Origin of the sequence: Streptomyces sp. NBC_01446, from assembly GCF_026340095.1 — a bacterium.
GTDB lineage: Bacteria > Actinomycetota > Actinomycetes > Streptomycetales > Streptomycetaceae > Streptomyces > Streptomyces aureus.
The window spans coordinates 382,713-409,669 of the sequence record NZ_JAPEPO010000001.1 but is presented as its reverse complement, the minus strand read 5'-3'; the positions used below and the strand labels follow the sequence as shown (position 1 = coordinate 409,669).

The window sequence follows — 26,957 nt, the reverse complement described above, 5'->3', positions numbered from 1 at the left end:
TCAGGACGTTTTCGCAGCCCTCTTGGCAGACCGCTTCGCACTTGTTCCTCTGCCGGCGCCGGTAGCGCTGCGCCTTGGCCTGGCGGGCGTGCTCTTTTGTCCTGGGGTCTCCCGTGTGGTCGAGGCCGTCCGCGATGACGCTTTGCGGGTCGATGCCGTCGGCCACTTGAACTCGATCTCCAGCTCGATCTCCCCGTCACCGACCTCGACCTCGATCTCGCTGCGGAGGTCGTCGGGGAGGCGCAGGCTCAGCGTTCCGGCGCCGAGTTCGAGTTCGGCATCCCCACCCTTTCTCAGCGCGTCGGCGAACGCGGTGAGCTGGTCAGCCGCTTCGAGGCGTGACAGCGTGCGCTTCTGCTCGAGTTTGAGATCTCTCATGCGTGTCTCCGATCCCGGCACAGCCCGGAGGCCGGGCTGCATCGCGCGGCGAGAGCGGTGATCACCATCGCCGGCTCCCTCGTGTCGTGGACCCCGCACAACCGCGCGGTCACGCTCGGCTCATCGGGCTCCTACCAATCTCGGCCCACCGCGTTCGCTTCGCACCTCGGGGTGTGCGGCCGGCAGCGCTCGGTGGGCAGCTCATGTTCCATCTGTGCAGGTCAGAATGGGCACACCGACCAGGCGTGACAACGAACCCGAACCATGGGCCCCGTGCGCGCGGGGCCTGGAAGGGTTTTAGAGTTGAGGTGAGCCTGACGCTCCCGGGCTCGGTTCGTTGCGCCTCATATCTCGCTCGGGCTCGTGTCTCCCTCCGGCCCGGAACTCACCAGGAGGTCATGCGGTATGTCCACTGCATCCGACACCCCTGTCCTGGACACCCTCGCCGCCATGACGGCCGACTCGATCGACCGTTGCGGGCTGGCGCCGGACATGCTCCTTCTCGCGCGTATCGCGGCGCTCGCCGCCTCGGACGCCCCGCCCATCTCCTATGCGGCCCATATCGACCCCGCGTTCAAGACCGGCCTCACCGCAGACCAGGTGCAGGACGTCCTGGTCGCCATCGCGCCCATCGTGGGCACCGCCCGTGTCATGACGGCAGCGGGCAACATCGCCACGGCGCTCGGCATCGCCATCGCCGTCGCGGACGCCGAGACCGGCGCCCTGGGCTGAGAGCAGACGCTCACCAGGGATCGATCGTCCGCGCGAACCGGCATCGGGCGGAAAGCGACGAGTTCGCCCTTCCGCCCGATGCGCCCTGTGCCGGGCGTTCCCGCGGCCGCAGGGCCAGGCAGGAGGGTTCGATGTCCCGGAGCGCGACCACGGCGATGCGTGCGTCACCCCACATCACCCCCGGAGAACGCGCGGCCCTCGGCAAGGAGGCGCGTCGCCGCTCTCCTCGGGCGAGCCACGCCGTGTACAGGCCGTCTCCTGACCGGCCGGACCCGCTGGCGATCCTGGAGGAACAGTCGGCGGCACGGGTTCCTGAACTCGTCCCGATCCGCTACGGCCGCATGACGGAGTCCCCGTTCCGCTTCTACCGGGGCGCCGCCGCGATCATGGCGTCCGACCTTGCAGACAGCCCGCGCTCGGGACTCACGGCCCAACTGTGCGGGGATGCACACCTGCTGAACTTCCGTCTGCTCGCCTCACCGGAACGGAAGTTGATGTTTGACATCAACGACTTCGACGAGACGCTGCCGGGCCCCTGGGAGTGGGATGTGAAGCGGCTCTCGGCGAGTCTTGTCATCGCGGCGCGGGCGAACGGGTTCGACGACGCGGAACGCCTCCGCATCGTGAGCGCCACGGTCCGTTCGTACCGTGAGGCGATGATCCGCTTCGCGGGGACAGGCAACCTCGACATCTGGTACACGAGGATCGACGCCGACCTCCTTGAGACCTTCACCGCGGGCCGGCTCCACAAGCGCGGTCGCAAGAAGCCGGCCCGCGCGATGGCGAAAGCCCGTACCCGTGACAGCCTGCAAGCCTTCGACAAGCTCACCGAGACGGTCGCCGGCCGGGTCCGGATCGCGGCGGATCCCCCACTGCTCATCCCGGCCGGTGACCTGCTGCCGGACGTCGAACGCAGCGCCCTCGAGCGCCAGTTCCGTGACCTGATCGAGCGGTACGGCAGCACTCTGGTTTCTGACCGGCGCGCGCTCCTGGAGGACTACCGACTGGTCGACGTCGCTCGCAAGGTTGTCGGCGTCGGCAGCGTCGGCACCCGGTGCTGGATCTTCCTCCTGATCGGCCGTGACGGCCGGGATCCGCTCTTCCTGCAGGCCAAGGAGGCCGATACCTCCGTGCTCGCCGCGCACCTCGGGGCAAGCCGGTACCGCAACCAGGGCGAGCGGGTGGTCTCGGGCCAGCGGCTGATGCAGGCCACGAGCGACATCTTCCTCGGGTGGGAACGGGTGGACGGGTTGGACGGCAGGCAACGCGACTTCTACGTCCGTCAGTTGCGCGACTGGAAGGGCATCGCCATGCCGGAGACATGGAGCCCGATGGACATGACAGCCTTCGGTGAACTGTGCGGGGTCACCCTGGCCCGTGCGCACGCGCGCTCCGGTGACCGCATAGCGATCGCCGCGTACCTGGGGCGCGGTGGCGCGTTCGACCGCGCATTGGCGACGTTCGCGGAGGCTTACGCAGACCAGAATGAGCACGACCACCAGGCCCTGGTCGACGCCGTGCGCGCGGGCCGACTCTCCGCAGCGGAGCTGCCGGCGGCCTGACCCGGGGGAGGCGCACCTCTGATAGTGCGGGCCGCCCTCGACGCGGGCGCCGGCGCGGAAAGCGTGACCACGGTCCACGGGATGACGGGCGGACGGTGTGCCCCTGAGCCGAGTGCCCGGCATCCTGCTGCGGGGCCCCGGCAGTCGCTGACGGCGTTGTTCACGTCCCGGCGCGGACCACCGGCGACACATGCACCGGTTCGGCCAACGACTTTCCGGCCCTGCGAGCTTCCGACGGACATCTACTGCGGTCGTATCCGCTCCGCACGCCTGCACCTGTCCTGCGGAACCTCTGCGGTCACCCTTGCGGCGGACCTTTGACACCGTCGCAGACCTGCTCGGCCGAAGCTGCACAGCCGTACCGCTGTGCAGCGGCGACGCCGTCCCCACACATTTGAAATAATGACCTCATTGCCCTTTCTGTCACGCAATGCGATGAGCTCGACTGCCTAGGGTCCTGCCAGGAGGTCCAAATGCACTCCTCGATCATGTGCGCGGACCCGGCAGCGGTGCGGCTCGACTGCTGCAGCCGGAAGGCGACCGAGACCAGCCGTGCCGTCCTCGGGCGCTCGTGATGGCGGGAATCGTGGGGGGCATCCACCCGAGGCAGCCGCATACGCCCGACCTGCACGCGCGTCTGCGTGCCGAGCTCGGCCGGATCGACGAGCAGTTGCGGTCTCTGCTGGACGCCATGGATCGAGTTCAGGGCCTGCTGGATGCCGTGGTGTCCATCAGCCGGGAGGTGGAGCTGCCCGCGGTGCTGAACCGTATCGTCACCACCGCCATGGATCTGGTGGGTGCCCGCTACGGGGCGCTGGGCGTGCTCGACGAGTCCGGAGACCATCTGGAGCAGTTCATCGCCGTCGGCCTGTCCGGACAGGAACGCGCTGATCTGGCCGAGACCGGCTTCCCTCGCGGTAAGGGAGTCCTCGGACACCTGATCCGCCACCCGGAGCCCCTGCGCCTGGAGGGCATCCTGTCTCATCCGTCGTCCACGGGGTTCCCGTCCGGTCACCCGCGTATGCGGACCCTGCTCGGCGTCGCGATCAACGTCCGCGGCGAGATCTACGGTGATCTCTACCTCTCCGAGCGGCGTGACGGACAGCCTTTCGACGCTCACGACGAGAACGTCGTCGTCGCCCTTGCCGGCGCTGCCGGGATCGCGATCGAGAACGTCCGCCTCTTCGAGCACATACGGGTCGGAGCCGAGCAGTTCCAGCGGCTTCTGCTGCCCACGCTTCCCGACCTGCGGCCTTTCACCGCGGCCGCGATCTACCGTCCCGCGGCCGAGCCCAGTCAGCTCGGCGGTGACTGGTACGACGCCATCCCGCTCCCCGGCAATGTCGTGGCGGTCGTCATCGGTGACGTGGTCGGGCACGATCTGCGAGCCGCGGCTTCCATGGCCTCCACCCGCAACATGCTGCGCGCTCTGTTGTTCGAACAGAGCGGTGCACCCGGTGCCGTCCTCACCCAGCTCGACCGCACCCTGCAGGCCATGACCAGCAGCCCCATCACCACCACGACGCTGGCGCGTATCGAACCGGCCGGACCGGGCTGGCGCCTCCACTGGAGCACCGCGGGCCATGTTCCGCCCCTGCTCATCGTCCCGGGGCGCCGTGCGGAATCCCTGTTCGCCGAGCCTGGGCTGCCGCTCGGGGTCGACCCTGAGCAGCCCCGCCCCGACCACTCCCGGCACGTGCCCCCTGACTCCACCGTCGTCTTCTTCACGGACGGGCTGGTCGAACACCCTGCCCGGTCCATCGACGAGAGCCTCGACGAGCTCATCGATCTCGCCACCGAGTACGCCGCCCTGCCACTGCCGGAATTCGTTCAGGCACTGGCCGATCGCCACCCCAGCGACGGTCACGACGACATGGCCGTCCTCGCCCTGCGCACCCCGCCCGCCTGACCCCGAACCTGCGCCCGACGCCCGGCTCGACGGTGCCATGGAGGATCCCGGGGAAGCGGCGGATGATGGATCACGGAGGGATGTCGAAGCGGAGGCCGCCCCCATGACTGTCGCCCGGCAGGACCGGCTCCGGCGCGGCGCTGCGGCCGCCCTGGAGATATGTGTCGTGGCCGCGGTCTACTACGGCTCGGCCAAGCTGGGACTGCTCCAGCAGCTGGTGCGCGGCCAGGTCACCCCTCTCTGGCCGCCGACCGGAATCGCCCTGGCGAGCCTGCTCCTGCGCGGCCCGCGGGTCTGGCCCGGAATCGCGCTGGGTGCGCTCCTGGTCAACGCCTCGCTCGGCCCGTCGCTGCCGGCCGTGCTCGCCATCGTGGCGGGCAACACGCTCGCGCCCGTCTGCTCGTACGCACTGCTCCGTCGTGCGGGATTCCGCATCGAACTGTCCCGGTTGAGCGATGTGCTCGCACTGATCTTTCTCGGCGCGTTCACCGGGATGCTCGTCAGCGCGACGATCGGCAGCGGGACCCTGGCCCTCGCCGGAGTGGTGGGCGCCCACGGGTTCTGGCCGACGTGGTCGGTCTGGTGGACCGGCGACGCGATGGGCGTCCTGGTGGTGACGCCGGTCCTGCTCGTTCTCCGCTCGGCACGCTGGCCGAAGGACGCTCCGCCGTCCCGTTGGGCGGAGGGCTTCCTGCTCCTCGTGGCCACAGCCTGCGTCGGACTCCTCGGGAGCGGCAGCGCGCCCCTCATGTTCCTGGGCTTCCCGCTGCTGATCTGGGCGGCCTTCCGTTTCCAGCTGGCCGGGGCCGCACCCTGCGCCCTGGCCGTGTCCACCTTCGCGATCGTCGCCGCCGCCCGCGGGTCCGGCCCGTTCGCCGGTCACGATCTGCTCACCAACATGATCACCCTGCAGGCTTTCAACGCTTCCTCCGCGCTGACCGCCCTGCTCGTCGCGGCGGCCGTCAGCGAACGCAACCAGGCCCAGAAGGAGATCTCGCGAGCCTGCGGGTATCTCGCCGGGATGGTGGACAAGATCTCCGCGGGCGGCTACCAGCCGACCCTCCCCCTCCACTACGACGAAGAGAACACGTCGGTGACGACGAGCGGGAAGGGCGCGGCCGAGGAACCAGAGGTCCAGCGTGATCAGCCGGGCTAGGAGACACATCACCCAGCCACGCTCCCCACTCGGCAAGAGCTCACCCCTCGCCCGCGTCGCCGGGCGGACCGTGCGGGACCCCGGGCATGCTCTTCGCCCACCGTGGCTACGACCGCGACCGGGACGGAACCATTTCCGAAGGCAGCTCGGGGCGTGGGCGTGGGACGGCTTTCCCTGCGCTCGGTCGCAGGTTCAGGTGGGAGGGTGGTAGGACGTGTTCCGTTCCGAGGAGGTAGTTCCCACATGCGCCTGCTGCTCATACGCCATGGCCAGACCCCGTCCAATCTCAAGCACCTGCTGGACACGGCGGCGCCGGGGCCGGGACTGACGCCTTTGGGGCAGGACCAGGCGGCCGCACTGCCGCAGGCGTTGGCGGGGGAGACGATCGATGCCCTCTACGTGTCCACGCTGTTGCGCACCCAGCTGACAGCCGCCTCTCTGGCCGCTGCGACGGGGCTGGAGGTCCAGGTCCGGGACGGTATTCGGGAGCTGGCTGCCGGAGAGCTGGAGATGCGGGGCGACGACGAGGCTGCCGCCCTGTACCTCTCCACCGCGTTCGCCTGGTCCGCAGGCGACGTGGAACGCCGGATGCCCGGAGGCGAAAACGGCGTGGAGGCCCTGGGGCGCTTCGATTCCGTGGTTGCGGAGGCCGCCAGGTCGGGGGCGGAGACGGTGGCGATGGTCAGCCACGGTGCCGCGATCCGGATGTGGGTGGCCGCCCGGGCGGCCAACGTGGACGTGGCGTACGCGTCGAGCCGCGCGCTGGGCAACACAGCCGTCGTCGTCCTGTCCGGCTCGCCCGACCGGGGCTGGCAGACGCTTGTGTGGGAAGGCCGGCCGCTCGGGCCGGAGGGAACCTCACCGCAGGACGGTGGCCCGGCAGGGGAAGCAGTCCCGACAGCCTGAGTGGAGGCCGGGCGGCGGAGTCGGGCCCGACATGCCGTGCGCCGAAGCCGGTTGAGACCGGCCTCGGCGTCGGGGCAGCGCCATGAGTTACGGTTCGGAGCCGCGACGAAGCAGAGGCTGCCCGCCAGAGCGGAACCCCGGATCAGATCACGGCTCACGAAGCCACCACACCTCAGTGGCGGACTGACCGAGGTTGCAGCACAAACTCAGAGAATGATGAGAAGGCGTGTCTTCGGCTTGAGCTTCCTGTTCACCGAACGACTCTGTACGTATACCTCCAGCTTGGGATTGTTCCCCGCCTTCACGGAGACGGTCCCCTGTATGTCCGTACCGAACAAAAGGCTACGCGCGGCGTCGCCCGTATAGGCGCGGTCGGTGTCCTTCTCGACCACGATGACTTCCTTGTTCGGCTGGACCTGAGCCCGGGCGCCGAGCTGGTAGTAACAGGAGCCGCGTTCGTACGTCACCGAACCCCGGGCGTTCGCACCTGGGAGGAATCGCTTCTGCGGACTGCTCTGGCCCGGGCTGGGGCACAGGTCCGCGCTGTTGGCGTCAGCCGGGATGTTTCCGGTTCTTGATGTATTTGATGCCGAGCGGGGCGCCGCCGCATGACGCGGCGGAGTGGGACGGCGACCAGAAGCGGAGGCCCCACAGGTACTTGCGGATGTAGGCGGGCAACTCCTGGCGCAGGCGCCGGGCCCAGACGCCTTTGAGGGAACTGGCGAGAGCGAGCAGGGGCACTTTGGTGGGTGGTGCACGAGCAGATGGACGTGGTCCTTCTCGTCGTTGACCTCGACCAGTTCGGTTTCGAAGCTGATCCCAGCGGGGTGGCATTGGTCAACGAACGATCGCGTTCGTGAAGATTGTGGTGCAGGTGAAGTTGATGCCGGAGGCCAGCCAGGCTTCCGCGCTGTCGGCGACCCTGCGCACGGTGAACGAGGCCGCGTGCTGGGTCTCGGAAGTCGCCTTCGAGCACGGTGTGCCGCGTGAGTACGAACTGCGCAGGCACACCTACGCCGAACTGCGGGCCCGCGGGATCGGGTCGCAGGCCGCCCAGCACACCATCAAGAAGGTGCGCGACGCCCACACCACGCTGAAGGCGAACATCCGGGCTGGGAACCTGGGAAAGCCGGGTTCCAAGCGCCGGCGCAAGGCACAGACGAAGCCGGTCGCTTTCCGGCCCCAGGCCGCACATCCCTTTGATGACCGGTGCCTGTCCTGGCAGTACGACGGGCAGACGGTCAGCATCTGGACCACGTCCGGACGGCTGAAAAACATCCGCTTCACCTGCTCTGCCGACGCGCTCAAGTCGTTGCGTGAGCACCGGCGGGGCGAGTCGGACCTCCTCGAACGGGATGGCTCCTTCTACCTGGTCGCCGTGTGCGACATCCCTGAGCCCGACCCCTATGAACCTGGCGCCTTCATCGGCGTGGACCTGGGCATAGCCAACATCGCCACCACTTCCACCGGTTACAAAGCCGCTGGACGCAACCTGAACCGCCACCGCAGACAACAGCGCGAACTGCGCCGGAAGTTGCAGGCCAAAGGCACCAAGTCCGCCAAACGGCGGCTGAGGATGCGGCGCCGCAAGGAACAGCGGCACGCCAGGAACATCAACCACATCATCGCGAAGAAGATCGTGACCGAGGCTGAACGCACCTCGTCCGGCATCGCCCTGGAAGACCTGGGCGGCATCCGGCAGAGGGTACGGCTCCGCAAGCCCCAACGGGTCACGCTCCACTCCTGGGCGTTCCACCAGCTCGGATCCTTCCTCGAATACAAGGCCCGCCGCGCGGGCGTCCCGCCGGTGTATGTCGACCCTGCATACACCAGCCAGACATGCGCCGACTGCGACCATGTCGACAAGAAGAACCGCGTCGACCAAGCCACCTTCATCTGCCGGAACTGCGGGGTCGTTGCCCACGCCGACCGGAACGCTTCCCGCAACATCGCCACCCGTGGCGCTGCTGTGTGGACTGCGGGGCGTGAGTCACGCGTCCCTGCCACCCCATAGCGGGTGTCTGGACGGAGGAGCCAACCCAGCAGCCAGCCGGGCACTACCTCCAAGCCCGGCCCTTCAGGGCCGGGTCAAGTTGACGAGCCGGTACTTGTCGGCCGGAACCGGTTCGAGGTTCGCTCGCACTTCGGCAACCGATATGTCCTGGCCGACGGCGAAGAGGTTCTTCGTGCCGCGGCCATCTGGGATGCGGATTCCCAAAAGGGCGTCGAGGAAGCGATCGGCTCCCGCCAGCTCCTGGAAGCGCTCGGCATCATCGCGGTGATGGTGTCGGTGCTGGAGGCGGAGCCGCCGACGATGACGCCCAGGACGCTCCCTGTTCACCGGCAAGTTCGCCGTCAAGGTCGACTACCCCGACGTCAGCACGGGCCGGCGGGCCAAGGCACCCCTGTGGACCGGCATCGGCCACGGCAAGGTCGTCTGGCACGACTACGCGGCACACCGAGGCAGCGGCGACACCTTCGACATCGTCCCCGGCGTCTGTGCGGACAGGCCCGGCGACTCCTGCACGGAAACCCTGCGGCGGGCCGACTCCACCGCGCTGCTCAGCGGCCATGTCGCCATCGAGCCCGTCACCGCGGACCGCACCTACGGCGCCACCGTCGACGGCGGGAAGAACCTGCGCAAGCTGAAGCACTACGTCGAGCAGGATGCCCCGAGGCCGTAAACCGGGGCAGATCTCGACTCCGCCACCTCGACGCCGTACAAGACACCAGGAGCAGCCAGTGACCGACCACCCCGCGGAGCAGCCCGTCGTCCGTACCGCCCACGGCGCCGTGCGCGGTGAGCGCCGTGAGAGCGGCGCCCGATTCCTCGGCATCCCCTACGCCCAGCCCCCCGTCGGCGAACTCCGGTTCGCCGCGCCCGTTCCTCCCGAGCCATGGTCCGGCGTCCTGGACGCCACCGCCTACGGACCGACCGCACAGCGCCGCCCCCTGGCAGAGGTCACCTTCATCCCTGAGCCGAGCATTCCGGGCGACGGAACGCTCAATCTCAACGTGTTCACCCCGGACCCCTCTCCGGACGCCGGGCTGCCGGTGATGGTGTGGATCCACGGGGGTGGCTTCCTCGCCGGATCCCAGGCGAGCCCTTGGTACGACGGCGCCGCCTTCAACCGCGACGGGGTGGTCGTCGTCTCGATCGGCTACCGGCTCGGCTTCGACGGCTTCGGATGGATCTCCGACGCACCGCACAACCGCGGCGTCCGTGACTGGTTGCTGGCCCTCGAATGGGTGCGGGACAACATCCGGCGCTTCGGCGGGGACCCCGACCGGGTCACGATCGCCGGTCAGTCGGCGGGCGGCGCGGCCGTACTGACCCTGCTGGGAATGCCCCGCGCGCAGCACCTGTTCCAGCGCGTGCACTGCCTGTCCGGCCCGGTTTCGCAGGTGTCGACGGCCGGGGCGGAACGTGTGGGCCGAAAGCTGGCCGAACTGGGCGGCGCGCAGCCGACCCGATCCGGACTGTCCCGGCTGAGCGAGGAGCAGATCCTCGATCTGCAGAAACAGGTGTCATCCCTGGCAGCGGACCCCGACCCCGACACGGATGCGGCTACGGACACGGACACGGACACGGGCACGGGCACGGGCGCGGACCCGGAAGATGCTCTGGCCGGGCTCACCAGCCTGATCAGCAAAAGCCTGCCCTTTGCTCCGTTGGTCGATGGGGACTTGATCCCCCAGGCCACCCTCGACGCCCTCGCCGCGGGTGTGGGAGCCGACAAGGAGCTCGTACTCGGCGCCACCGACCACGAGTTCACGATGGCGCTGCACCCCGTGCGGGACCGACTTGCCGCGTCGGCGCCGGCCCGGATCCTCACCGGGTGCGGCGTGGACGAGGCCGTCGCCACCGCGTACGTCGCAGATCACCCGGACCTGGACACGGCCGACCTCGTCGGTCAGTACGTCACGGACCACGTCTTCCGCACCGCCGTGGCCCGGGTCGCCCGGGCGCGCGGCACCGCCCCCACCTGGCTGTACCGCTTCGCCTGGCGCTCGCCCGTCCTCGGCCTTGCCACGCACTGCCTCGACGTGCCGTTCCACTTCGACTGCCTCGACACCGAAGGGGTCACCGCCGTAGCCGGTGCGGAGCCGCCCAAGGCCCTGGCCACGGATGTCCACGGTGCGGCGGGCGCGTTCATCCGCGACGGCAGGCCGGGATGGACGCCCCACACCTGCGGCGCCCCCGCCACCCGGGTCTTCGACACCCGCTCCTACGACACGGGCGACGGCTATGCCGACGTGAGCGCCCTGCTCACCGACCCGCACCAAAGTCCGACGACGCCCGGCCGGCTGAGCGGCGCCTAGGGGCGTGCCGGGGGCGAGGGGGGCTTTCGCTGGGCGGGACCGTCTGAACGATCAACCCGGGGGACCGTTTGAACGATCAAAATGGAGGCGGGTTAGCATATGAGCGCCGCCTAGCTCGAAAGATAAACCTGTGACTGTCAAAGACGACTCGTTCACCAACTGGAAGAACCGCGAGGAGATCGCGGAGTCGATGATCCCGATCATCGGGAAGATGCACAGGGAGCGGGACGTCACCGTCCTGCTCCACAGCCGCTCCTTGGTGAACAAGTCGGTGGTGAGCATCCTCAAGACCCACCGCTTCGCCCGCCAGATCGCCGGCGAGGAACTGTCGGTCACCGAGACGATGCCGTTCCTGCAGGCGCTGGCCGCCCTCGACCTCGGCCCGTCGCAGATCGACATCGGCCTGCTCGCCGAGACGCACCGGGCCGACGACCGGGGTCTCTCGGTCGAGGAGTTCACGGCCGAGGCCGTCTCCGGCGCCACGGGTGAGAACAAGATCGAGCGCCGCCAGGCGCGTGACGTCGTCCTCTACGGCTTCGGCCGCATCGGCCGCCTCGTCGCCCGCCTGCTCATCGAGAAGGCCGGCTCCGGCAACGGACTGCGGCTGCGCGCCATCGTCGTCCGCGGTGGTGGCGACCAGGACCTCGTGAAGCGTGCCTCGCTGCTGCGCCGCGACTCCATCCACGGCCAGTTCAACGGCACGATCACGGTCGACGAGGCGAACAGCACGATCGTCGCCAACGGCAACGAGATCAAGGTCATCTACGCCAATGACCCGTCCGAGGTCGACTACACGGCGTACGGCATCAACGCCGCCATCCTGATCGACAACACCGGCAAGTGGCGTGACCGCGAGGGCCTGTCGAAGCACCTCCGTCCCGGCATCGAGAAGGTCGTCCTGACCGCTCCGGGCAAGGGCGACGTCCCGAACATCGTGCACGGCGTCAACCACGACATGATCAAGCCGGACGAGCAGATCCTGTCCTGCGCGTCCTGCACCACCAACGCGATCGTCCCGCCGCTGAAGGCGATGGACGACGAGTACGGTGTGCTGCGCGGCCACGTGGAGACCGTCCACTCGTTCACCAACGACCAGAACCTGCTGGACAATTACCACAAGGCCGACCGTCGCGGGCGTTCCGCGCCGCTCAACATGGTCATCACCGAGACCGGCGCCGCCTCCGCCGTCGCCAAGGCGCTGCCCGACCTCAAGGCGCCGATCACCGGCAGCTCGATCCGCGTGCCCGTGCCGGACGTCTCGATCGCGATCCTCAGCCTGCGCCTCGGCCGCGAGACCACCCGCGAGGAAGTCCTCGACTACCTCCGCGACGTCTCGCTGAACTCGCCGCTCAAGCGCCAGATCGACTTCACCACCGCCCCCGACGCGGTCTCCATGGACTTCGTCGGCTCGCGCCACGCCTCCATCGTGGACGCCGGTGCCACCAAGGTCGACGGCGACAACGCGATCCTCTACCTCTGGTACGACAACGAGTTCGGCTACTCGTGCCAGGTCATCCGCGTCGTCCAGCACGTCTCCGGGGTGGAGTACCCGACCTACCCGGTCCCGACCGCGTAAGCGTTGACCGTCCGAGGGGCCCGGCCGTTCCGACGGCCGGGCCCCTCGGGCTTTTGTCACAGCAGCGGGACCCCTACCGGTCGCCCGCGAGCGTGCGCATCCACGCCTCGACCTCGTCCGCCGACCGCGGCAGGCCCGCCGACAGGTTCTCCGTGCCGTCGGCCGTGACCAGGAGGTCGTCCTCGATCCGCACGCCGATGCCGCGGTACTCCTCCGGCACCGACAGGTCGTCCGGCTGGAAGTACAGGCCGGGCTCGACCGTCAGCACCATGCCGGGCTCCAGCGGACCGCCCACGTACGACTCCGTGCGCGCGGCAGCGCAGTCGTGGACGTCGAGGCCGAGCATGTGGCCGGTGCCCGCCATGGTGAAGCGCCGCTGGAGACCGAGCTCGAAGACCCGCTCCGGGTCACCCTCCAGCAGGCCCCACTCCACGAGCTTGCCCGCCATGTGACGCTGCGCCGCGTCGTGGAAGTCGCGGTAGGCCGCACCCGGCTTCACGGCGGCGATGCCCGCCTCCTGGGCCTCGTACACCGCGTCGTAGATCTTGCGCTGGAGCGGCGTGAACGTGCCGCTGATCGGGAGCGTGCGCGTCACGTCCGCGGTGTAGAGCGTGTGGGTCTCCACGCCCGCGTCGAGGAGCAGGAGTTCACCGGGGCGCACCGGGCCGTCGTTCTGCTCCCAGTGCATGATCGTGGCGTGCTCGCCGGCCGCGCAGATCGAGCCGTAGCCGACGGCGTTGCCCTCCAGGCGGGCGCGGCGGAAGAAGGTGCCCTCGATCCAGCGCTCCGAGGTCGCGATCGCCGTGGCCAGTTCCCGTACGACATCGGTGAATCCGCGCACCGTGGAGTCGACGGCCTTGCGCAGCTCGCCGATCTCCCACTCGTCCTTGACCAGGCGCAGCTCGGACAGCGCCTCCTCCAGTCCGGCGTCGCGCTCCGCCTCCGTCGTCACGGCGGCCTCCAGTGCCGGGTCGTGGCCGCGGACGATACGGGTCGGCGCCTCGGGCGCGGCCGACAGCTCGGCGGCGGCGTCGCGGATGTCGCGGCAGGGCAGGCCGAGGACCAGTTCCGACTCGGCGAGGCTGCGGCGCCGGCCCATCCACAGCTCGGACGTCATGCCGGTCCAGAACTCGTCGCTGTCACGGCTGTCGCGGGGGAGCAGGTAGAGGTGGATGTCGTGTCCGCCGCCCTCGCGTGGCTCGAACACGACGGCGCTGTCCCGCGCCTGATCGCCCGTCAGGTGCACATACGCGGAGTACGGGCGGAAGGGGTAGTAGCTGTCGTTCGAGCGGATCTTGAGCTTGCCGGACGGGATCACCAGCCGCTCGCCCGGGAACCGCGCGGACAGGGCGGCGCGGCGGCGGGCGGCGTGCGCCGCCTGCTCGTCCGGGCGCAGGTCGCGCTGCTCGGTGTCGGCCCAGCCCGTCCGCATGAGGGCGGAGAGCTCGTCGGAGAGGCCCGCGTAGAGGCCGTTCTTGCGTCCCTTGGGCCGGGGTTGGGCCTCGGGCTGAGTCGTGGGCTGTGACGTCGCCTGAGTCGTGGGCTGTGGCCTGGGCTCGGAGGAGGACACGGTGCACCCTTCTGCAGTGTTCCGTAGTGGTTTCGGCTGAGCTGCCCGTCAGCCTAATGACCCTTGGCGCCCTTGGGAACATGTGACATAGTACTGCCGTGACTACGCGGCTGACCTGCGATGTTGTAGTGGTCGGCGCCGGAATGGTGGGCGCCGCCTGTGCCCTCTACGCGGCGCGGGCGGGGCATTCCGTCGCCCTGGTGGACCGGGGCGCCGTGGCCGGGGGCACCACCGGCGCGGGAGAGGGGAACCTGCTCGTCTCCGACAAGGAACCCGGCCCCGAGCTCGAACTCGCCCTGCTTTCCTCCCGGTTGTGGTCCGAACTCACAGCAGAGCCGGGGGCGGCCGAGGCCGTCGAGTTCGAGGCCAAGGGCGGAGTCGTCGTGGCGTCGTCCGCCGAAGGCCTCGCGGCACTGGAGAAGTTCGCCGTGGAGCAGCGCCACGCCGGTGTCGACGCGCGCGCCGTCACGGCCGACGAGCTCTACGATCTTGAACCGGAACTCGCCCCCGGAATGCCGGGCGGCGTCCACTACCCGCAGGACGCCCAGGTGATGCCCACACTGGCCGCAGCACACCTCGTACGGCTCGCGCGCGCGGCGGGAGCACGGCTGCTGACCGGCGCACCCGTCACCGAAGTGCTCCGGTCGGCGGACGGTTCCGTACGTGGCGTCCGTACCGGCCGGGGCGAGATCCACGCCCCCGCCGTCGTGAACGCGGCCGGCACCTGGGGCGGCGAGCTGGCCGCACTCGCCGGGGTCCGGCTGCCGGTGCTGCCGCGGCGCGGCTTCGTCCTCGTCACCGAGCCGCTGCCGCGCCTGGTCCGGCACAAGGTCTACGCCGCCGACTATGTGGCCGACGTCGCCAGCGACTCCGCCGCACTGCAGACCTCACCGGTCGTCGAGGGCACCGCGGCCGGTCCCGTGCTGATCGGCGCGAGCCGCGAACGCGTCGGCTTCGACCGCACGTTCTCGCTGCCCGTCGTACGGTCCCTCGCGGCGGGGGCGGCACGGCTGTTCCCCTTCCTGGAGAGCGTCCGAGTGATGCGGTCCTACCTGGGTTTCCGCCCGTACATGCCGGATCATCTGCCGGCGATCGGCCCGGACGCGCGCGTGCCCGGCCTCTTCCACGCCTGCGGGCACGAGGGCGCCGGCATCGGACTCGCCACGGGAACAGGGCACTTGATCGCCGGAGCGCTCGGTGGCGCAGGGCCGGATCCCGCGCTCGCGCCGTTCCGCCCTGACCGGTTCCCCGAGGAGGCGTCCTGAACAGCAAGCGCACACCACTGGATCTTGTGAGGGCCGAGCCCGGGCCCGCGTACACCGTCACCTTCGACGGCGCGCAGGTCGCGGTGCTGCCCGGGCAGACCGTCGCCGCGGCACTGTGGTCGGCGGGCGTCACCGCCTGGCGCACCACGCGCGGCACGGGCGAGCCGCGGGGAGTCTTCTGCGGCATCGGCGTCTGCTTCGACTGCCTCGTGACCGTCAACGGCCGCCCCAACCAACGGGCTTGCCTCGTACGGGCAGAACCCGGCGACGACATCCGTACCCAGCACGGCACGGGCCACGAGCACGTGGTGGGCGGGGAGGAGCGATGAGCCGTAGTCCTCATGAAGGCGCCGATGGCGGCACGGCGTGTCCCTCGCTCGCGGTGATCGGGGCCGGGCCCGCGGGGCTCGCCGCCGCACTCGCCGCGGCCGTCCGCGGGAGCCGCGTGACGCTGATCGACGCGGGCGCGCAGGCCGGCGGCCAGTTCTACCGCCAGCCCGCCGAGGAACTGGGTGCCCGCCGCCCGCAGGCGCTCCACCATCAGTGGCGGACCTGGGAGCGGCTGCGGGACGGCCTGGCCGCACAGATCGCGGCGGGCCGCGTCACCCACCTGACGGATCATCATGTGTGGTGCGTGGAACGGCTCGAGGAGACATCCGGCTTCCTCGTCCACGCGCTGCACGGCCCGGCCCAGGAGGAGCCGTCCGTGGTGCGCGCGGACGCCGTCGTCCTGGCGACCGGCGCCTACGAGAAGGTGCTGCCCTTCCCGGGCTGGACCCTGCCGGGCGTGATCACCGCCGGCGGCGCGCAGGCCATGCTCAAGGGCGGACTCGTGCTCCAGGGGCGTACGGCCGTCGTGGCGGGCACGGGGCCGCTGCTGCTGCCGGTCGCCGCCGGACTGGCCGCGGCCGGTGCGGAGGTCGCCGCGCTCGTCGAGTCCGCCGGGGCGCAGGGCGTCGCCCGGCACGCGAGGACGTTCGCCGTCCACCCGGACAAGCTTGTCGAAGGGGCCGGTTACGTGGCTGAACTGATGCGCCGCCGCGTACGGTTGAAGGCCCGGCACGCCGTCGTGGAAGCGCAGGGCGACGGTGCGCTCGAAGCCGTCAGCGTTGCCGCGCTCGACCGCGACGGGCGCGTCGTGCCGGGCTCCGAGCACGTCATCGCCTGCGACACCCTCGCCGTCGGCCACGGCCTGCTGCCGCACACCGACCTCGCCGAGACGCTCGGCTGCCGCCTCGAAGGGACGGCCGTGGCCGCGGACGACGAGCAGCGCACCGACGTCCACGGAGTGTGGGCCGCGGGCGAGGCCACCGGCGTGGGCGGCGCCGCCCTCTCGCTCGCCGAGGGCCATATCGCGGGGTGCTCCGCCGCGGCACGCCTCGCGGGGCGCGAACCCGACCCGCGCGCGTGGGAGGCCGCCGCCAAGTCCCGTGCGAAGACCAGAAAGTTCAGCACCTCCCTAGACGCCGCCTTCGCGCCGCGTGCGCACTGGGCCGAGCAGGTCACCGACGACACCGTCGTGTGCCGCTGCGAGGACGTGCCGGCCTCCGCGATCCGTGAGGCGGTCGGCGAGCTCGGGGCCACGGACGCGCGCACCGTGAAACTGCTGACCCGAGCCGGTATGGGCTGGTGTCAGGGCCGCATGTGCGGACCGGCTGTCGCCGGGCTGACGGGATGCGAACCGGTCCCGTCCAGAAGGCCGTTCGCCCGACCCGTACCGCTCGGCGTGCTCGCTCGGGCGGGGGAGGACCTGCCCGACGAGTGAGCCCGGACGCCCCTCCGGCGGCCGCATCCATCAGACCGGACATCCATAAGACCGGACATCCATCAGACCTCCGACCGGACACCCGTGTCCATCAGTGCCATGTCACACGCCACAGAGGAGACTCAGCCCATGACCACGCCACAGCGCAGCCCCTGGCACGGCGTCCTCGTAGCCACACCACTCCCGCTGAACGACGACCTCTCCGTCAACTACGCCAAGTTCGCCGAGCATTGTGCCTGGCTCGTCGAGAACGGCTGCGACGGAGTCGTGCCCAACGGCTCGCTCGGCGAGTACCAGGTGCTCACGCCGGAGGAGCGTGCCAAGGTCGTCGAGACGGCCGTCGCCGCGATCGGCGGCCAGCGCGTGATGCCCGGCGTCGCCGCCTACGGCTCCGCCGAGGCCAGTCGCTGGGCCGAGCAGGCCAAGGACGCCGGCTGCGCCTCCGTGATGCTGCTCCCGCCCAACGCCTACCGCGCCGACGAGCGTTCCGTCCTCGCCCACTACGAAGCGGTCGCCGCGGTGGGCCTCCCCGTCGTCGCTTACAACAACCCCGTCGACACCAAGGTCGACCTGGTGCCGGAACTGCTCGCGAAACTGCACCACGAGGGATTCGTCCGCGGGGTCAAGGAGTTCTCGGGAGACGTGCGGCGGGCGTACCGCATCGCCGAACTCGCCCCCGAACTCGACCTGTTGATCGGCGCCGACGACGTCCTGCTCGAACTGGCCCTGGCCGGCGCCAAGGGCTGGATCGCCGGGTACCCCAACATGCTGCCCGCCGCGTCCGTCGAGCTGTACCGCTCCGCCGTCTCCGGCGACCTCGCCACCGCGACCACCCTCTACCGGCAGCTCCACCCGCTCCTGCGCTGGGACTCGCGCCCCGAGTTCGTCCAGGCCATCAAGCTGTCCATGGACATGATCGGCCGCCACGGAGGCCCCTGCCGCCCGCCGCGCATGCCTCTTCTGCCGGACCAGGAGAAGGCCGTACGCGCCGCCACCGAACAGGCGGTCGCCGCCGGCCTCGTCTGAACCACGCGACCGCACTCGCACACGTCCACCGCATCCACTTCCAGGGAGCAGCTTCCGACATGCGCAGCAAACTCGTCCTGCACGCGGTCGACTCGCACACCGAGGGCATGCCGACACGGGTGATCACCGGCGGCATCGGAACCGTCCCCGGCGCCACGATGAACGAACGCCGCCTGTACTTCCGTGAGCACCGCGACGACATCAAGCAGCTCCTGATGAACGAGCCGCGCGGGCACGCCGCGATGAGCGGAGCGATCCTCCAGCCGCCGACCAGGCCCGACTGCGACTACGGAGTCATCTACATCGAGGTCTCCGGCTACCTCCCGATGTGCGGGCACGGGACGATCGGCGTCGCCACCGTCCTCGTGGAGACGGGCATGGTCGAGGTCGTCGAACCGGTCACCACCATCCGCCTCGACACGCCCGCCGGGCTCGTCGTCGCCGACGTCGCCGTGGAGAACGGCGCGGCGAAGTCCGTCACCCTGCGGAACGTGCCGTCGTTCTCCGTCGGCCTCGACCGCGAGATCACGCTCGCCGACGGACGCACGGTCACGTACGACCTGGCCTACGGCGGCAACTTCTACGCGATCCTGCCGCTCGACCGGTTCGGTCTGCCCTTCGAGCGCGAACGCAAGGACGACATCCTCGCGGCGGGTCTCGCGCTGATGGACGCGATCAACGCCAAGGACGAGCCCGTACACCCCGAGGATCCGTCCATCCGCGGCTGCCATCACGTCCATCTGTACGCGCCCGGGGCGACCGCCCGGTACTCCCGGCATGCGATGGCGATCCACCCCGGCTGGTTCGACCGCTCGCCCTGCGGTACGGGAACGAGCGCGCGCATGGCCCAGCTGTACGCGCGCGGTGAACTGCCGTTGCACACGGAGTTCGTGAACGAGTCGTTCATCGGCACCCAGTTCACCGGCCGGCTGCTCGGCACCACCGACGTGGCCGGGACCCCGGCAGTGCTCCCGAGCTTCACCGGCCGCGCGTGGGTGACCGGCACGGCCCAGTACCTGCTCGATCCGGACGACCCCTTTCCGGCGGGCTTCGTCCTGTAGTGCCAGTCCCGTAACAGCCACCTGTCCCGCAACACCTGTCCCGCAACACCCGTTCCGTAGCGCCCGTCCCGCAGCACTCCACCCGCCACGGGATACTTGTGGAACGTGACATGTCACCTAGGAGGACCACCCCATGGCCGACCGGCGCAGCGCCCCGTCCGCCGCTCCCGCCCTGCCCAGCCTCGGCGGGACGCGCAGCAGCTACCGCGAGCGGGTCGCCGACGCGCTGCGCGCCGCGCTGATCGCCGGTGAGCTGCGGGCGGGCGAGGTGTACTCGGCGCCGACCCTCGCCGTCCGGTTCGGGGTGTCCGCGACCCCGGTGCGCGAGGCCATGCTCGACCTCGCGAAGGAAGGTCTCGTCGACGCGGTGCCGAACAAGGGCTTCCGGGTCACGGCAGTCTCCGAGAAGCAGCTCGACGAGTACAAGCACATCCGCTCGCTGATCGAGATCCCGACCACGGCGGAACTCGCCACCACCGCCGACCTCGCGGCGCTGGAGGCGCTGCGGCCGGTCGCGCGGGAGATCGTCGACGCGGCGGTGGCCGGTGACCTCATCGCGTACGTCGAGGCGGACATCCGTTTCCACCTGGGGCTGCTCGCCCTCTCCGGCAACGAGCACCTGGTCGAGGTGGTCGGCGACCTGCGCAAGCGTTCCCGGCTCTACGGGCTGAACGCGCTGGTCGAGGCGGGCCGCCTGGAGGCGTCGGCCGAGGAGCACCTGGAGATCCTCGACGCCCTGGTCGCCCGCGACGAGGAGGCGGTGCGCGCCGTGATGACCCGCCACCTCGGGCACGTGCGAGGGCTCTGGGCGCAGTAGGCCACCGTTGGGGTGATCGGCCGTGTGACCCCGGCGCTCCCGTGTCGGCGCGGCGGGCCGCTGCCCGCAGCGTCGTAGCGTGGCCGCACTGCGGACGGCGACGGGCGTCGGCGCGCACGACCCGGAACCGTGGTGATGTGGCATGTGCTGGAGCGCGACGGCCGATCTCGTGGCGGGCACCGCGATCGCCGCCGTGGGTGCCGTCTGCGTCGTACGGACGGTCCGCGCGCGACGGCCCCGCGACCTGCCGCTCGCGGCGCTGCCTCTGTTGCTCGGCGCCCATCAGATCGTCGAGTCCGTCCTGCGGCGGTCCGGTGGCGGGACGGGTTCGGCCACCCTCGCCTGGGCCGTGATCGCCCTTCCGGTCCTGGCCCTGTGGGTGCCCGCCGGGGTGGTGTGCGCGGCGCCCCGGCGGGCCCGCGGGCGGCTGCTGATCCCGCTCGCGGCCGGGGCCGTGACCGCGGCGGGACTCGCGTACGCGCTGGCGACCCGCACCGTGACCGCCGAGATCCGCGGGCACACCGTCGGGTACGCCCTCGGCCTGCCGCACGCCGGGCTCCTGGTCGCCGGGTACCTTCTGGCCACGGTCGGCTCCCTGCTCCTGTCCGCCGACCGCGGCCTCGTACTGCTCGGTGTGCTGGTCGCGGCCGGCGCGGCGGTGTGTGTCGCGCTGTGGCGGTGGGAGTTCATCTCGACGTGGTGCGCCTTCGCGGCCGTCTGCTCCGTCGCCCTTTTGTGGTGGACGGGCCGGAGCGCCGGTCAGGCGGTCAGAAGGCGTCCTCCGCGAGATCGACAGCTGTCCGGTCCAGGGACTCCAGAAGGCTGAACTGGGCGTCAGTCTTGGGCAGTTCATGCCGGAAGAAGTATCGGCACGCGCCGCGCTTGCCCTCGTGGACGGCCTCCGTGCCGGATGCCGCCGCGAGCAGCTGCTCCAGCCACATCCAGGCGACGACGACGTGCCCGACGGCTTCGAGGTAGACGCTCGCATTGGCCAGGGCGGTCTCCGGGTCGCCGGCCGACCACAGGCGCTGGGTCACGGCGACCGCACGGCGTAGGGCGATGTCGAGCCGGGCGCCGTACTCGGCAGCTTCTTCGCCCGCTTCGGCCGCGCGGGCGGTCGTCGCGGTGACGCGCTCCACGAGGAGGCGGAGCCCGGCCCCGCCGTCCATGACGACCTTGCGGCCGAGCAGATCGAGCCCGTGGATGCCGTGCGTGCCCTCGTGGATGGGGTTGAGACGGTTGTCGCGGTAGAACTGCTCGACGTTGTACTCGCGTGTGTAGCCGTAGCCTCCGTGGACCTGGATCGCGAGGCTGTTGGCCTCCAGGCACCACTGCGAGGGCCAGCTCTTCGCAATCGGGGTGAGCACGTCGAGCAGCAGCTTGGCCTCCGCGCGGGCCTCGGGCGTGGCGCCGGTGTGCTGCTCGTCGAGGAGTCGGCCGCAGTACAGGGTGAGCGCCAACGCCCCCTCCACGTAGGCCTTCTGGGCCAGGAGCATCCTGCGGACGTCGGCGTGCCCGAGGATCGGGACCTGCGGCGCGGCCGGGTCCTTGCCCGTGAGGGGGCGGCCCTGCGGGCGCGTGCGGGCGTAGTCGAGAGCGTGCAGATAGCCGGTGTAGCCGAGCGCGGTGGCGCCCAGGCCGACGCCGATCCGGGCCTCGTTCATCATGTGGAACATGTAGGAGAGCCCGCGGTTCTCCTCGCCGACGAGATACCCGACGGCGCCCGGCGCGCCGCCCGGCCGGTGGGCGCCCTCACCGAAGTTGAGGAGGGTGTTCGTCGTGCCCCGGTAGCCCATCTTGTGGTTGAGGCCCGCCAGGACCACGTCGTTGCGCTCGCCCGGCGAACCGTCCTCGCGTACCAGGACCTTGGGGACGATGAACAGCGACAGGCCCTTCACACCGGCCGGCCCGTCCGGGGTCCTGGCGAGGACGAGGTGCACGATGTTCTCCGACAGCTCGTGCTCGCCGCCGGAGATCCACATCTTGTTCCCGAAGAGGCGGTACGTCCCGTCCTCCTGCCGCTCGGCCCGCGTGCGCACATCGGCGAGCGACGATCCCGCCTGCGGCTCCGAGAGGCACATCGTGCCCAGGAAGCGGCCCTCCACCATGGGGCGTACGTAGGTGTCGATCTGCTCCTTCGAGCCGTGCGCGAGGACGAGGTTGGCGTTGCCCATCGTGAGGAACGGGTACGCGGCCGTGCCGACGTTCGCGGCCTGGAACCAGGCGAAGCACGCGTCGGCGACCACCGACGGCAGCTGCCCGCCGCCCACCTCGTGGTCCATGGTGCTCGCGATGAGCCCCGACTCCCCGAAGACCCGGAGCGCCTCCTTCACCTCGGGGATGATGTGGACCCGCTCCCCGTCGAAGGTGGGCTCCTGCGTGTCGTTCTTCTTGTTGTGCGGGGCGAAGTGCCGCGTCGCGATCTGCTCGCTCAGATCGAGCGCCGCGTCGAAGGTCTCGCGGGAGTGGTCCGCGTACCGCTCGCGGGACGTGAGCGCGCAGACGTCGAGCCACTCGTACAGCAGGAACTCGAGATCGCGGCGGGACAGCAGCAGGGATGCCATGCGTTTACTCCAGGCGCACTGGTGGTGACGGGCGGTACTGATCCACGGGGCCGGCGGGCCCCGCCCCCTCAGCGTACTAAGCAGTCGCTTATTCGACCAGTGAGTGACGGGGGTAACGGCGCCATGCTCCCCTCGGTAGGGTTCCGCCCGAAGGGGGAATGCCGTGACAGGGGAACCTGCGAGCCGGACAGTTCTGGACGACGGGCAGATCAGGCACCTCGAACTGATCCAGGCCGTCGTCGCGCGGATGGGCAACAACTCGTTCCTGATCAAGGGCTGGGCGCTGACCCTGATGGGTGCGCTGCTCGCCTTCGCCGCCGGGAACGAGAGCCGGACGGTGGCGGCCACGGGCTTCGTCCCCATCGTGGCGTTCTGGCTGCTCGACGGGTATTTCCTGTACAAAGAGCGGCTGTTCAGACGGCTCTACGACAAGGTGCGGCGGCCGGCCAGCGGCATAGAGCCGTTCAGCCTCGACGCGAGCGCCGGCGCGGAGCGGGCCGGCGCGCTACGGGCCGCGGGTTCCCTGACGGTCGCGCTCTTCTACGGCGGCCTGGCCCTGGCCCAAATCATCGCCCTGGTCGTCCTGTTCTAGGGCCTTGGACAGCCGGCTCGCCGCGTCGTCCAGGGCGACGGGTGACCCGTCGGCCGGGGCGGGCCAGATGGCGCCCATCCGGTCGTTCGCGAACCGCGGGACCACATGGACGTGGAGATGCGGCACCGTCTGGGTCGCCGCGGCCCCCGACGACTGGATGACGTTGAGCCCGTCGGGCCGGAACACCGTACGCACGGCGTGCGCGACGCGAAGTACCGTACGGGTAACGGCCGTTGCTGTCTCCTCGTCCAGCTCCCAGATGTCCTCCAGATGGCGCCGGGGCACGACGAGGACATGGCCGGGATGGACCGGGCGCAGCGGAAGGAAGGCGATGACGTCCGGTCCTGCGGCGATCAGGCGGGCCGGTCCCGTACCCGCGGCGATGTGGCAGAACGGGCAGTCGCGCGCCGGTCTCCGGTTCGGTGTCACGTGTGATGGGGCCATGCCGCGACGATACGGTCCACCAGTCTGTGCACCGCGGTCACGGTCTCGTCGGGAGCGGTGGCGCCGCCGGGGTCGACCAGCGTGAGCGCCCGGGCCATGGCACGGAACAGGTCCGGGGTGGTCTGGTCGTAGGCGAAGTTCACGAGCAGGTGCACCCGTCTTCTGAGCGGGTCGACGAACTGCGTGACCGCGGGATGGTGATCCTGGTCGACGTCCCGGAGCACGGCCTCGACCCAGGGCGTGTACCGCGTGGGCTCACGCAGCGGTCCGGTCGTCAGGGCCTCGATCAGCCGGGTCTTGTCGGAGGCCGCCGGGGGAGTGGGGGCGGTCACGGCCGGGGGTTCGGTGGGCCGTACCGCAGGCTCGGGCCGGTCGGGAGAGACACGAGAGTCCGGCACGAGGGAGGGCGCGGGGGTGTGCTCCGCCTGCTCGGGGGGCGCCGGATCCGGTTCAGGCGTCGGCGTCGGCTGCGGCTGCGGCTGCGGCTGCGGCTCGGGATCGGGGTGCGGCTGGGCGCCGCCCGTCCCGAGGTCCGATCCTGTCGTGGAGCCCGACAGCGACGTGTCCCCCGTGTCCCACTCGCCGAACGCGAGCGGAATGTCCCGTACGGCGTCCGCGTCGAGCGCCGGAAGATCGCGGTCCGCCGCGTCGATCATGGTGTCGGCGAGCCTGCGGATGAAGGCCGCCGCCTTCTTCTTGTCCTCGCGCAGCAGGTCGATCAGGTTGTCCGGGGCTTTGCTCCCGCCGAACAGCGCGGGCGAGCTGTACTGGATGGCGGCCAGATCCTTGGGGAGCGGGCCGCGGGGCTTGACCCAGAACAGCGGCAGGATGGCAACCGGCTCGTCCCCCAGCGAACGCCCGGCCCGGCGGGCGCGCTCCGTCATCACGGCCCACTCCCGCCTGCACCACTCACTCTCGAAGTAGTCCGCGGTGATCAGCGCGACAAGGAGCCGCGTCGAGCGGATCGCCTCGACCATCGGTTCCCGCCAGGTGAGGCCGAGCTGGAGACTGCGGCGGTCCAGGAAGCCCGTACTCGTCACATTGCGGCCGCGCTTGATGCGCAGCTCCTGTTCGAGCTGCTCGTGGAACTCGGCGACATGGTCCTGGTCGTCCTCACGGTTCGCGTAGCTGGTGAAGAAGAACGGGGCATCGGCGGGGCGTGGGGGCAGCACGGCGCGTATCGGCTCCTTGTTCTCGTTCCAGTTCGCCGCCGCCGGGCCGATCAGCGCCCGGACGAGCTGCGCCTCGTGCCGGCCGGCCCGGTCCTCGAAGGCTTTGGCGAGGGCCAGCAGGACATCGGGAGCGTCCCGGCTGAGGGCGATGGACACCAGGCCGACGACGCGCGTGCGGATGGTCTCCGTCTCCGACGGCAGGCCGGACGATACCGCCGCCCGCCGGTCGATGGCCTCGATCCAGGCGCGGTAGCTGGGCAGGTCCCGGCAGACCGGCGAGGACAGCAGGGTGTCGATGAGGGTTTCCCGGTCCTGGGCGCTCATCCGCACGTGGCCCGACGGCTGCGGCGGTGCGGGCCGCGTGGGCGCGGGCGCGAGCCGTACGGCGTCGGCGAGTGTGACGCACGCGGCGGGCGGGGTGCCGCGGCGGATCTGCTCGGCCACCGCGATGATCTGCCGCGGATGTCCCGCGAACGTGCGGGCGAGATCCTCGGCCACGGGCTGCCGGATCTCGGCCAACTGACGGAAGAGACTGGCCACTTCAGGCGGGTCGAGGTCGCCGACGGGCAGCCGGGCGGCCTCGTCCCACGCCGCGCCCGGCGGGCGGGAGGTGACCAGGATCCGGGCGTCGCCGGCCGGTAAGAGGCCCTGGATACGGTCGGGATCGGCCACGTTGTCGTACAGGAGCAGCCACTTGTCGTCCGGCCGTTCGGGGATGTCCGTGACGCGCAGGACCTCGCGGTACCGGGTGTGCAGCTCGTCCGTCCCGCGCTCGATCAGCCGCCGCAGCCGGTGGGGATCGCTCTCGTGCGAGCAGTTGAACCACCAGGCCACGCGGTAGCGCATGCGATAGCGATGGCAGTACGTGATGGCCGCCTCCGACTTGCCGTACCCGTGCTGCCGGTCGGCCGGGTCGTGCAGGAGGACCGCTCGGTGGTCCTCGAACAGGTCCTGGATGGCGGCGATCTCTTCGTCACGGCCGACGAACGGGGTCGCCTGGACCGGCAGGTTCGATATCGGCGGCGGATCGGTGGCGGAACGTCTCGACCCGGTCAACGCGCTCCCCCCGCCGGGTCGCGGCGCGCCGTACCCGTCGTGTCCATGACTCCTTCGCGGAGCCGTTCGGCCTGGTCGGGGCCGGACCCCTCCAGTGTCAGGACCTTGACGCCGCGTACGAGAACGGGCCGGGGCGCCGCGTCGATCTGTACGGCGACGAGCCAGGACGGGTCGGAGGCGGGCGGATTGAAGGCCGCCTCCCAGTCGGTGGGGGCGGTGTTCCCCGCGTCGAAGTAGCTGCGGGAGAAGACGACCACGACACGGTCGGCGCCGTCCCGTGCGCGCTCCACGGCCTGCGACAGAGTCTCACGCCCGACCCGCCGGCGCCGCTGCCGCACGGTGTGGCCCTCCTCGCGGAGCACGCCGTCCATCCAGTCGGCCCACGCCTGGTCGGCGCCGACGTAGCTGATGGCGACCGAGCGTGGCTCACCGGCGGCGCTCTCGTGCCGGGGAGCAGGCTGCTCGGGCACCCTGAGATGGGGGCCGCTCGGGCCGGCCGCGCCCTGCGCGGAGCCGAACGCGGGGAGCGTGTCGCGCGCTTCGTCGGCCCCGAGCGGTGCCAGCCCCGCGCGCCCGGCCTCCAGAATGCTCTTGGTCAGCTGCTCGACGAACACGTAGTACCGCTCGTCGGCGCCCGGGTCCGACGACGACACAAGGGCCTCCAGGCCCTGCTCCCTGAGCCAGTCGAAGGCGCCGGGCCCGGGGAACGACTCGGAGCGGCGCACCTCCTGCGGGATCAGACGCTCGGCCACGGGTTTCCAGCAGACCGGGATGAGACAGCCGGGGACCTGGATGCCCTCGACGTTCGCACGGCGGCGCATCCGGGACTGGATGACGGCCCACTCCAGGCCGCAGCCGCGGTCCAGGAAATACCTGGGGGAGTAGAGCGCGATCATCACGCCGGCCCTGGTGATGGCGCTGCTCGGCACCGTGTCGGGGTTCATCGCCGCGCCGAGCGCGCCACTGATGCCGTAACCCTCCTGTGCCCGCAGCCGGTACTCCAGATCGGCGTGGAAGCGGGTGAGCGCGGGCCAGCCGTCGCCACGGGTGCAGCTCGTATAGAAGAAAGCGGATGGATCCACG

23 protein-coding genes and 2 pseudogenes are annotated in these 26,957 nt (G+C 70.5%); 16 read left to right on the top strand and 9 right to left on the bottom strand.

Annotation, left to right across the window (positions count from 1 at the left end; translation table 11 throughout):
- Window positions 1-378: an amphi-Trp domain-containing protein gene (locus OG456_RS01840; protein ID WP_266556554.1), complete on the bottom strand. Its 378-nt coding sequence runs from the start codon at window positions 376-378 to the stop codon at window positions 1-3.
- A gap of 405 nt (window positions 379-783) precedes the next feature.
- Here OG456_RS01840 and OG456_RS01835 point away from each other — a divergent pair, with 405 nt between their 5' ends.
- The 5 genes from OG456_RS01835 (at window position 784) to OG456_RS01815 (ending at window position 6,643) form a co-directional block, all read left to right on the top strand.
- Window positions 784-1,110 (top strand): carboxymuconolactone decarboxylase family protein, encoded by a 327-nt coding sequence (locus OG456_RS01835; RefSeq protein WP_266556552.1) that lies wholly within the window; start codon window positions 784-786, stop codon window positions 1,108-1,110.
- 131 nt (window positions 1,111-1,241) lie between these two features.
- Window positions 1,242-2,672, top strand: coding sequence for a DUF2252 domain-containing protein (locus OG456_RS01830; protein ID WP_266556546.1), 1,431 nt, complete (start codon window positions 1,242-1,244; stop codon window positions 2,670-2,672).
- A gap of 574 nt (window positions 2,673-3,246) precedes the next feature.
- A complete protein-coding gene (locus OG456_RS01825; RefSeq protein ID WP_266556544.1) occupies window positions 3,247-4,581 on the top strand; it encodes a PP2C family protein-serine/threonine phosphatase in 1,335 nt (444 codons plus the stop codon).
- Window positions 4,582-4,684: 103 nt separating this feature from the next.
- Window positions 4,685-5,737, top strand: coding sequence for an MASE1 domain-containing protein (locus OG456_RS01820; protein ID WP_266556542.1), 1,053 nt, complete (start codon window positions 4,685-4,687; stop codon window positions 5,735-5,737).
- A 243-nt stretch (window positions 5,738-5,980) separates the two neighbouring features.
- Complete coding sequence (locus OG456_RS01815; RefSeq protein WP_266556540.1) at window positions 5,981-6,643, top strand: histidine phosphatase family protein; 663 nt, start codon at window positions 5,981-5,983, stop codon at window positions 6,641-6,643.
- A gap of 206 nt (window positions 6,644-6,849) precedes the next feature.
- Here the strand turns inward: OG456_RS01815 and OG456_RS01810 are convergent.
- Window positions 6,850-7,110: pseudogene (locus OG456_RS01810) on the bottom strand (VWA domain-containing protein); the annotation flags it as partial.
- Between the two features lie 85 nt (window positions 7,111-7,195).
- The gene (locus tag OG456_RS01805; RefSeq protein WP_266556538.1) at window positions 7,196-7,384 is read right to left on the bottom strand and encodes a transposase; all 189 of its coding nucleotides are present in this window, start codon (window positions 7,382-7,384) and stop codon (window positions 7,196-7,198) included.
- A gap of 115 nt (window positions 7,385-7,499) precedes the next feature.
- Here OG456_RS01805 and OG456_RS01800 point away from each other — a divergent pair, with 115 nt between their 5' ends.
- Window positions 7,500-8,657, top strand: coding sequence for a transposase (locus OG456_RS01800; protein WP_266556536.1), 1,158 nt, complete (start codon window positions 7,500-7,502; stop codon window positions 8,655-8,657).
- Window positions 8,658-8,726: 69 nt separating this feature from the next.
- Here the strand turns inward: OG456_RS01800 and OG456_RS50370 are convergent.
- Window positions 8,727-8,837 (bottom strand): annotated as a pseudogene (locus OG456_RS50370) (VWA domain-containing protein); the annotation flags it as partial.
- 548 nt (window positions 8,838-9,385) lie between these two features.
- On the opposite strand from OG456_RS50370, the gene OG456_RS01790 reads away from it, so the two are divergent.
- Both OG456_RS01790 and OG456_RS01785 read left to right on the top strand, forming a co-directional pair.
- Window positions 9,386-10,966, top strand: coding sequence for a carboxylesterase/lipase family protein (locus OG456_RS01790; RefSeq protein WP_266556532.1), 1,581 nt, complete (start codon window positions 9,386-9,388; stop codon window positions 10,964-10,966).
- Between the two features lie 130 nt (window positions 10,967-11,096).
- Window positions 11,097-12,542 (top strand): glyceraldehyde-3-phosphate dehydrogenase, encoded by a 1,446-nt coding sequence (locus OG456_RS01785; RefSeq protein WP_266556530.1) that lies wholly within the window; start codon window positions 11,097-11,099, stop codon window positions 12,540-12,542.
- Between the two features lie 73 nt (window positions 12,543-12,615).
- Here the strand turns inward: OG456_RS01785 and OG456_RS01780 are convergent, their stop codons facing one another.
- Entirely contained in the window at window positions 12,616-13,974 is a 1,359-nt protein-coding gene (locus tag OG456_RS01780; RefSeq protein WP_266568993.1) for an aminopeptidase P family protein, read from the bottom strand.
- Window positions 13,975-14,210: 236 nt separating this feature from the next.
- Between OG456_RS01780 and OG456_RS01775 the strand changes: the two genes are divergently transcribed.
- The 7 genes from OG456_RS01775 to OG456_RS01745 all read left to right on the top strand — a co-directional run bounded on the left by OG456_RS01775 (window position 14,211) and on the right by OG456_RS01745 (window position 20,872).
- Window positions 14,211-15,377 carry an FAD-binding oxidoreductase gene (locus tag OG456_RS01775; protein WP_266556528.1) on the top strand — a complete coding sequence of 389 codons (1,167 nt, stop codon included), beginning with the start codon at window positions 14,211-14,213 and terminating at the stop codon, window positions 15,375-15,377.
- Between the two features lie 26 nt (window positions 15,378-15,403).
- A complete protein-coding gene (locus OG456_RS01770) occupies window positions 15,404-15,706 on the top strand; it encodes a (2Fe-2S)-binding protein (RefSeq protein WP_266556526.1) in 303 nt (100 codons plus the stop codon).
- A complete protein-coding gene (locus OG456_RS01765) occupies window positions 15,703-17,142 on the top strand; it encodes an NAD(P)/FAD-dependent oxidoreductase (RefSeq protein ID WP_266556524.1) in 1,440 nt (479 codons plus the stop codon). Before OG456_RS01770 ends, OG456_RS01765 begins: the two co-directional genes overlap by 4 nt.
- A 129-nt stretch (window positions 17,143-17,271) precedes the next feature.
- The gene (locus OG456_RS01760) at window positions 17,272-18,168 is read left to right on the top strand and encodes a dihydrodipicolinate synthase family protein (RefSeq protein ID WP_266556522.1); all 897 of its coding nucleotides are present in this window, start codon (window positions 17,272-17,274) and stop codon (window positions 18,166-18,168) included.
- Between the two features lie 59 nt (window positions 18,169-18,227).
- On the top strand, window positions 18,228-19,229 hold the full coding sequence (locus OG456_RS01755) for a proline racemase family protein (RefSeq protein WP_266556520.1): 1,002 nt from the start codon (window positions 18,228-18,230) through the stop codon (window positions 19,227-19,229).
- A 133-nt stretch (window positions 19,230-19,362) separates the two neighbouring features.
- Window positions 19,363-20,046 (top strand): GntR family transcriptional regulator, encoded by a 684-nt coding sequence (locus OG456_RS01750; RefSeq protein WP_100592868.1) that lies wholly within the window; start codon window positions 19,363-19,365, stop codon window positions 20,044-20,046.
- Between the two features lie 142 nt (window positions 20,047-20,188).
- Complete coding sequence (locus tag OG456_RS01745; protein ID WP_266556515.1) at window positions 20,189-20,872, top strand: DUF6629 family protein; 684 nt, start codon at window positions 20,189-20,191, stop codon at window positions 20,870-20,872.
- On the opposite strand, the gene OG456_RS01740 is transcribed toward OG456_RS01745, so the two are convergent.
- Window positions 20,814-22,610, bottom strand: coding sequence for an acyl-CoA dehydrogenase (locus tag OG456_RS01740; protein ID WP_266556513.1), 1,797 nt, complete (start codon window positions 22,608-22,610; stop codon window positions 20,814-20,816). The two genes, OG456_RS01745 and OG456_RS01740, sit on opposite strands and share 59 nt — an antisense overlap.
- 163 nt (window positions 22,611-22,773) lie before the next feature.
- On the opposite strand from OG456_RS01740, the gene OG456_RS01735 reads away from it, so the two are divergent.
- On the top strand, window positions 22,774-23,202 hold the full coding sequence (locus OG456_RS01735) for a hypothetical protein (RefSeq protein ID WP_266556511.1): 429 nt from the start codon (window positions 22,774-22,776) through the stop codon (window positions 23,200-23,202).
- Here the strand turns inward: OG456_RS01735 and OG456_RS01730 are convergent.
- From OG456_RS01730 to OG456_RS01720, 3 genes are read right to left on the bottom strand one after another with little or no spacing between them, the layout of a single operon-like run.
- Window positions 23,116-23,646, bottom strand: coding sequence for an HIT family protein (locus OG456_RS01730; protein WP_266556509.1), 531 nt, complete (start codon window positions 23,644-23,646; stop codon window positions 23,116-23,118). The genes OG456_RS01735 and OG456_RS01730 overlap by 87 nt on opposite strands.
- Window positions 23,628-25,874 carry a toll/interleukin-1 receptor domain-containing protein gene (locus tag OG456_RS01725; RefSeq protein ID WP_266556507.1) on the bottom strand — a complete coding sequence of 749 codons (2,247 nt, stop codon included), beginning with the start codon at window positions 25,872-25,874 and terminating at the stop codon, window positions 23,628-23,630. Before OG456_RS01725 ends, OG456_RS01730 begins: the two co-directional genes overlap by 19 nt.
- On the bottom strand, window positions 25,871-26,956 hold the full coding sequence (locus tag OG456_RS01720; RefSeq protein WP_266556505.1) for a toll/interleukin-1 receptor domain-containing protein: 1,086 nt from the start codon (window positions 26,954-26,956) through the stop codon (window positions 25,871-25,873). The genes OG456_RS01725 and OG456_RS01720 overlap by 4 nt, the downstream gene beginning before the upstream one ends.
- Between the last annotated feature and the right edge of the window lies 1 nt (window position 26,957).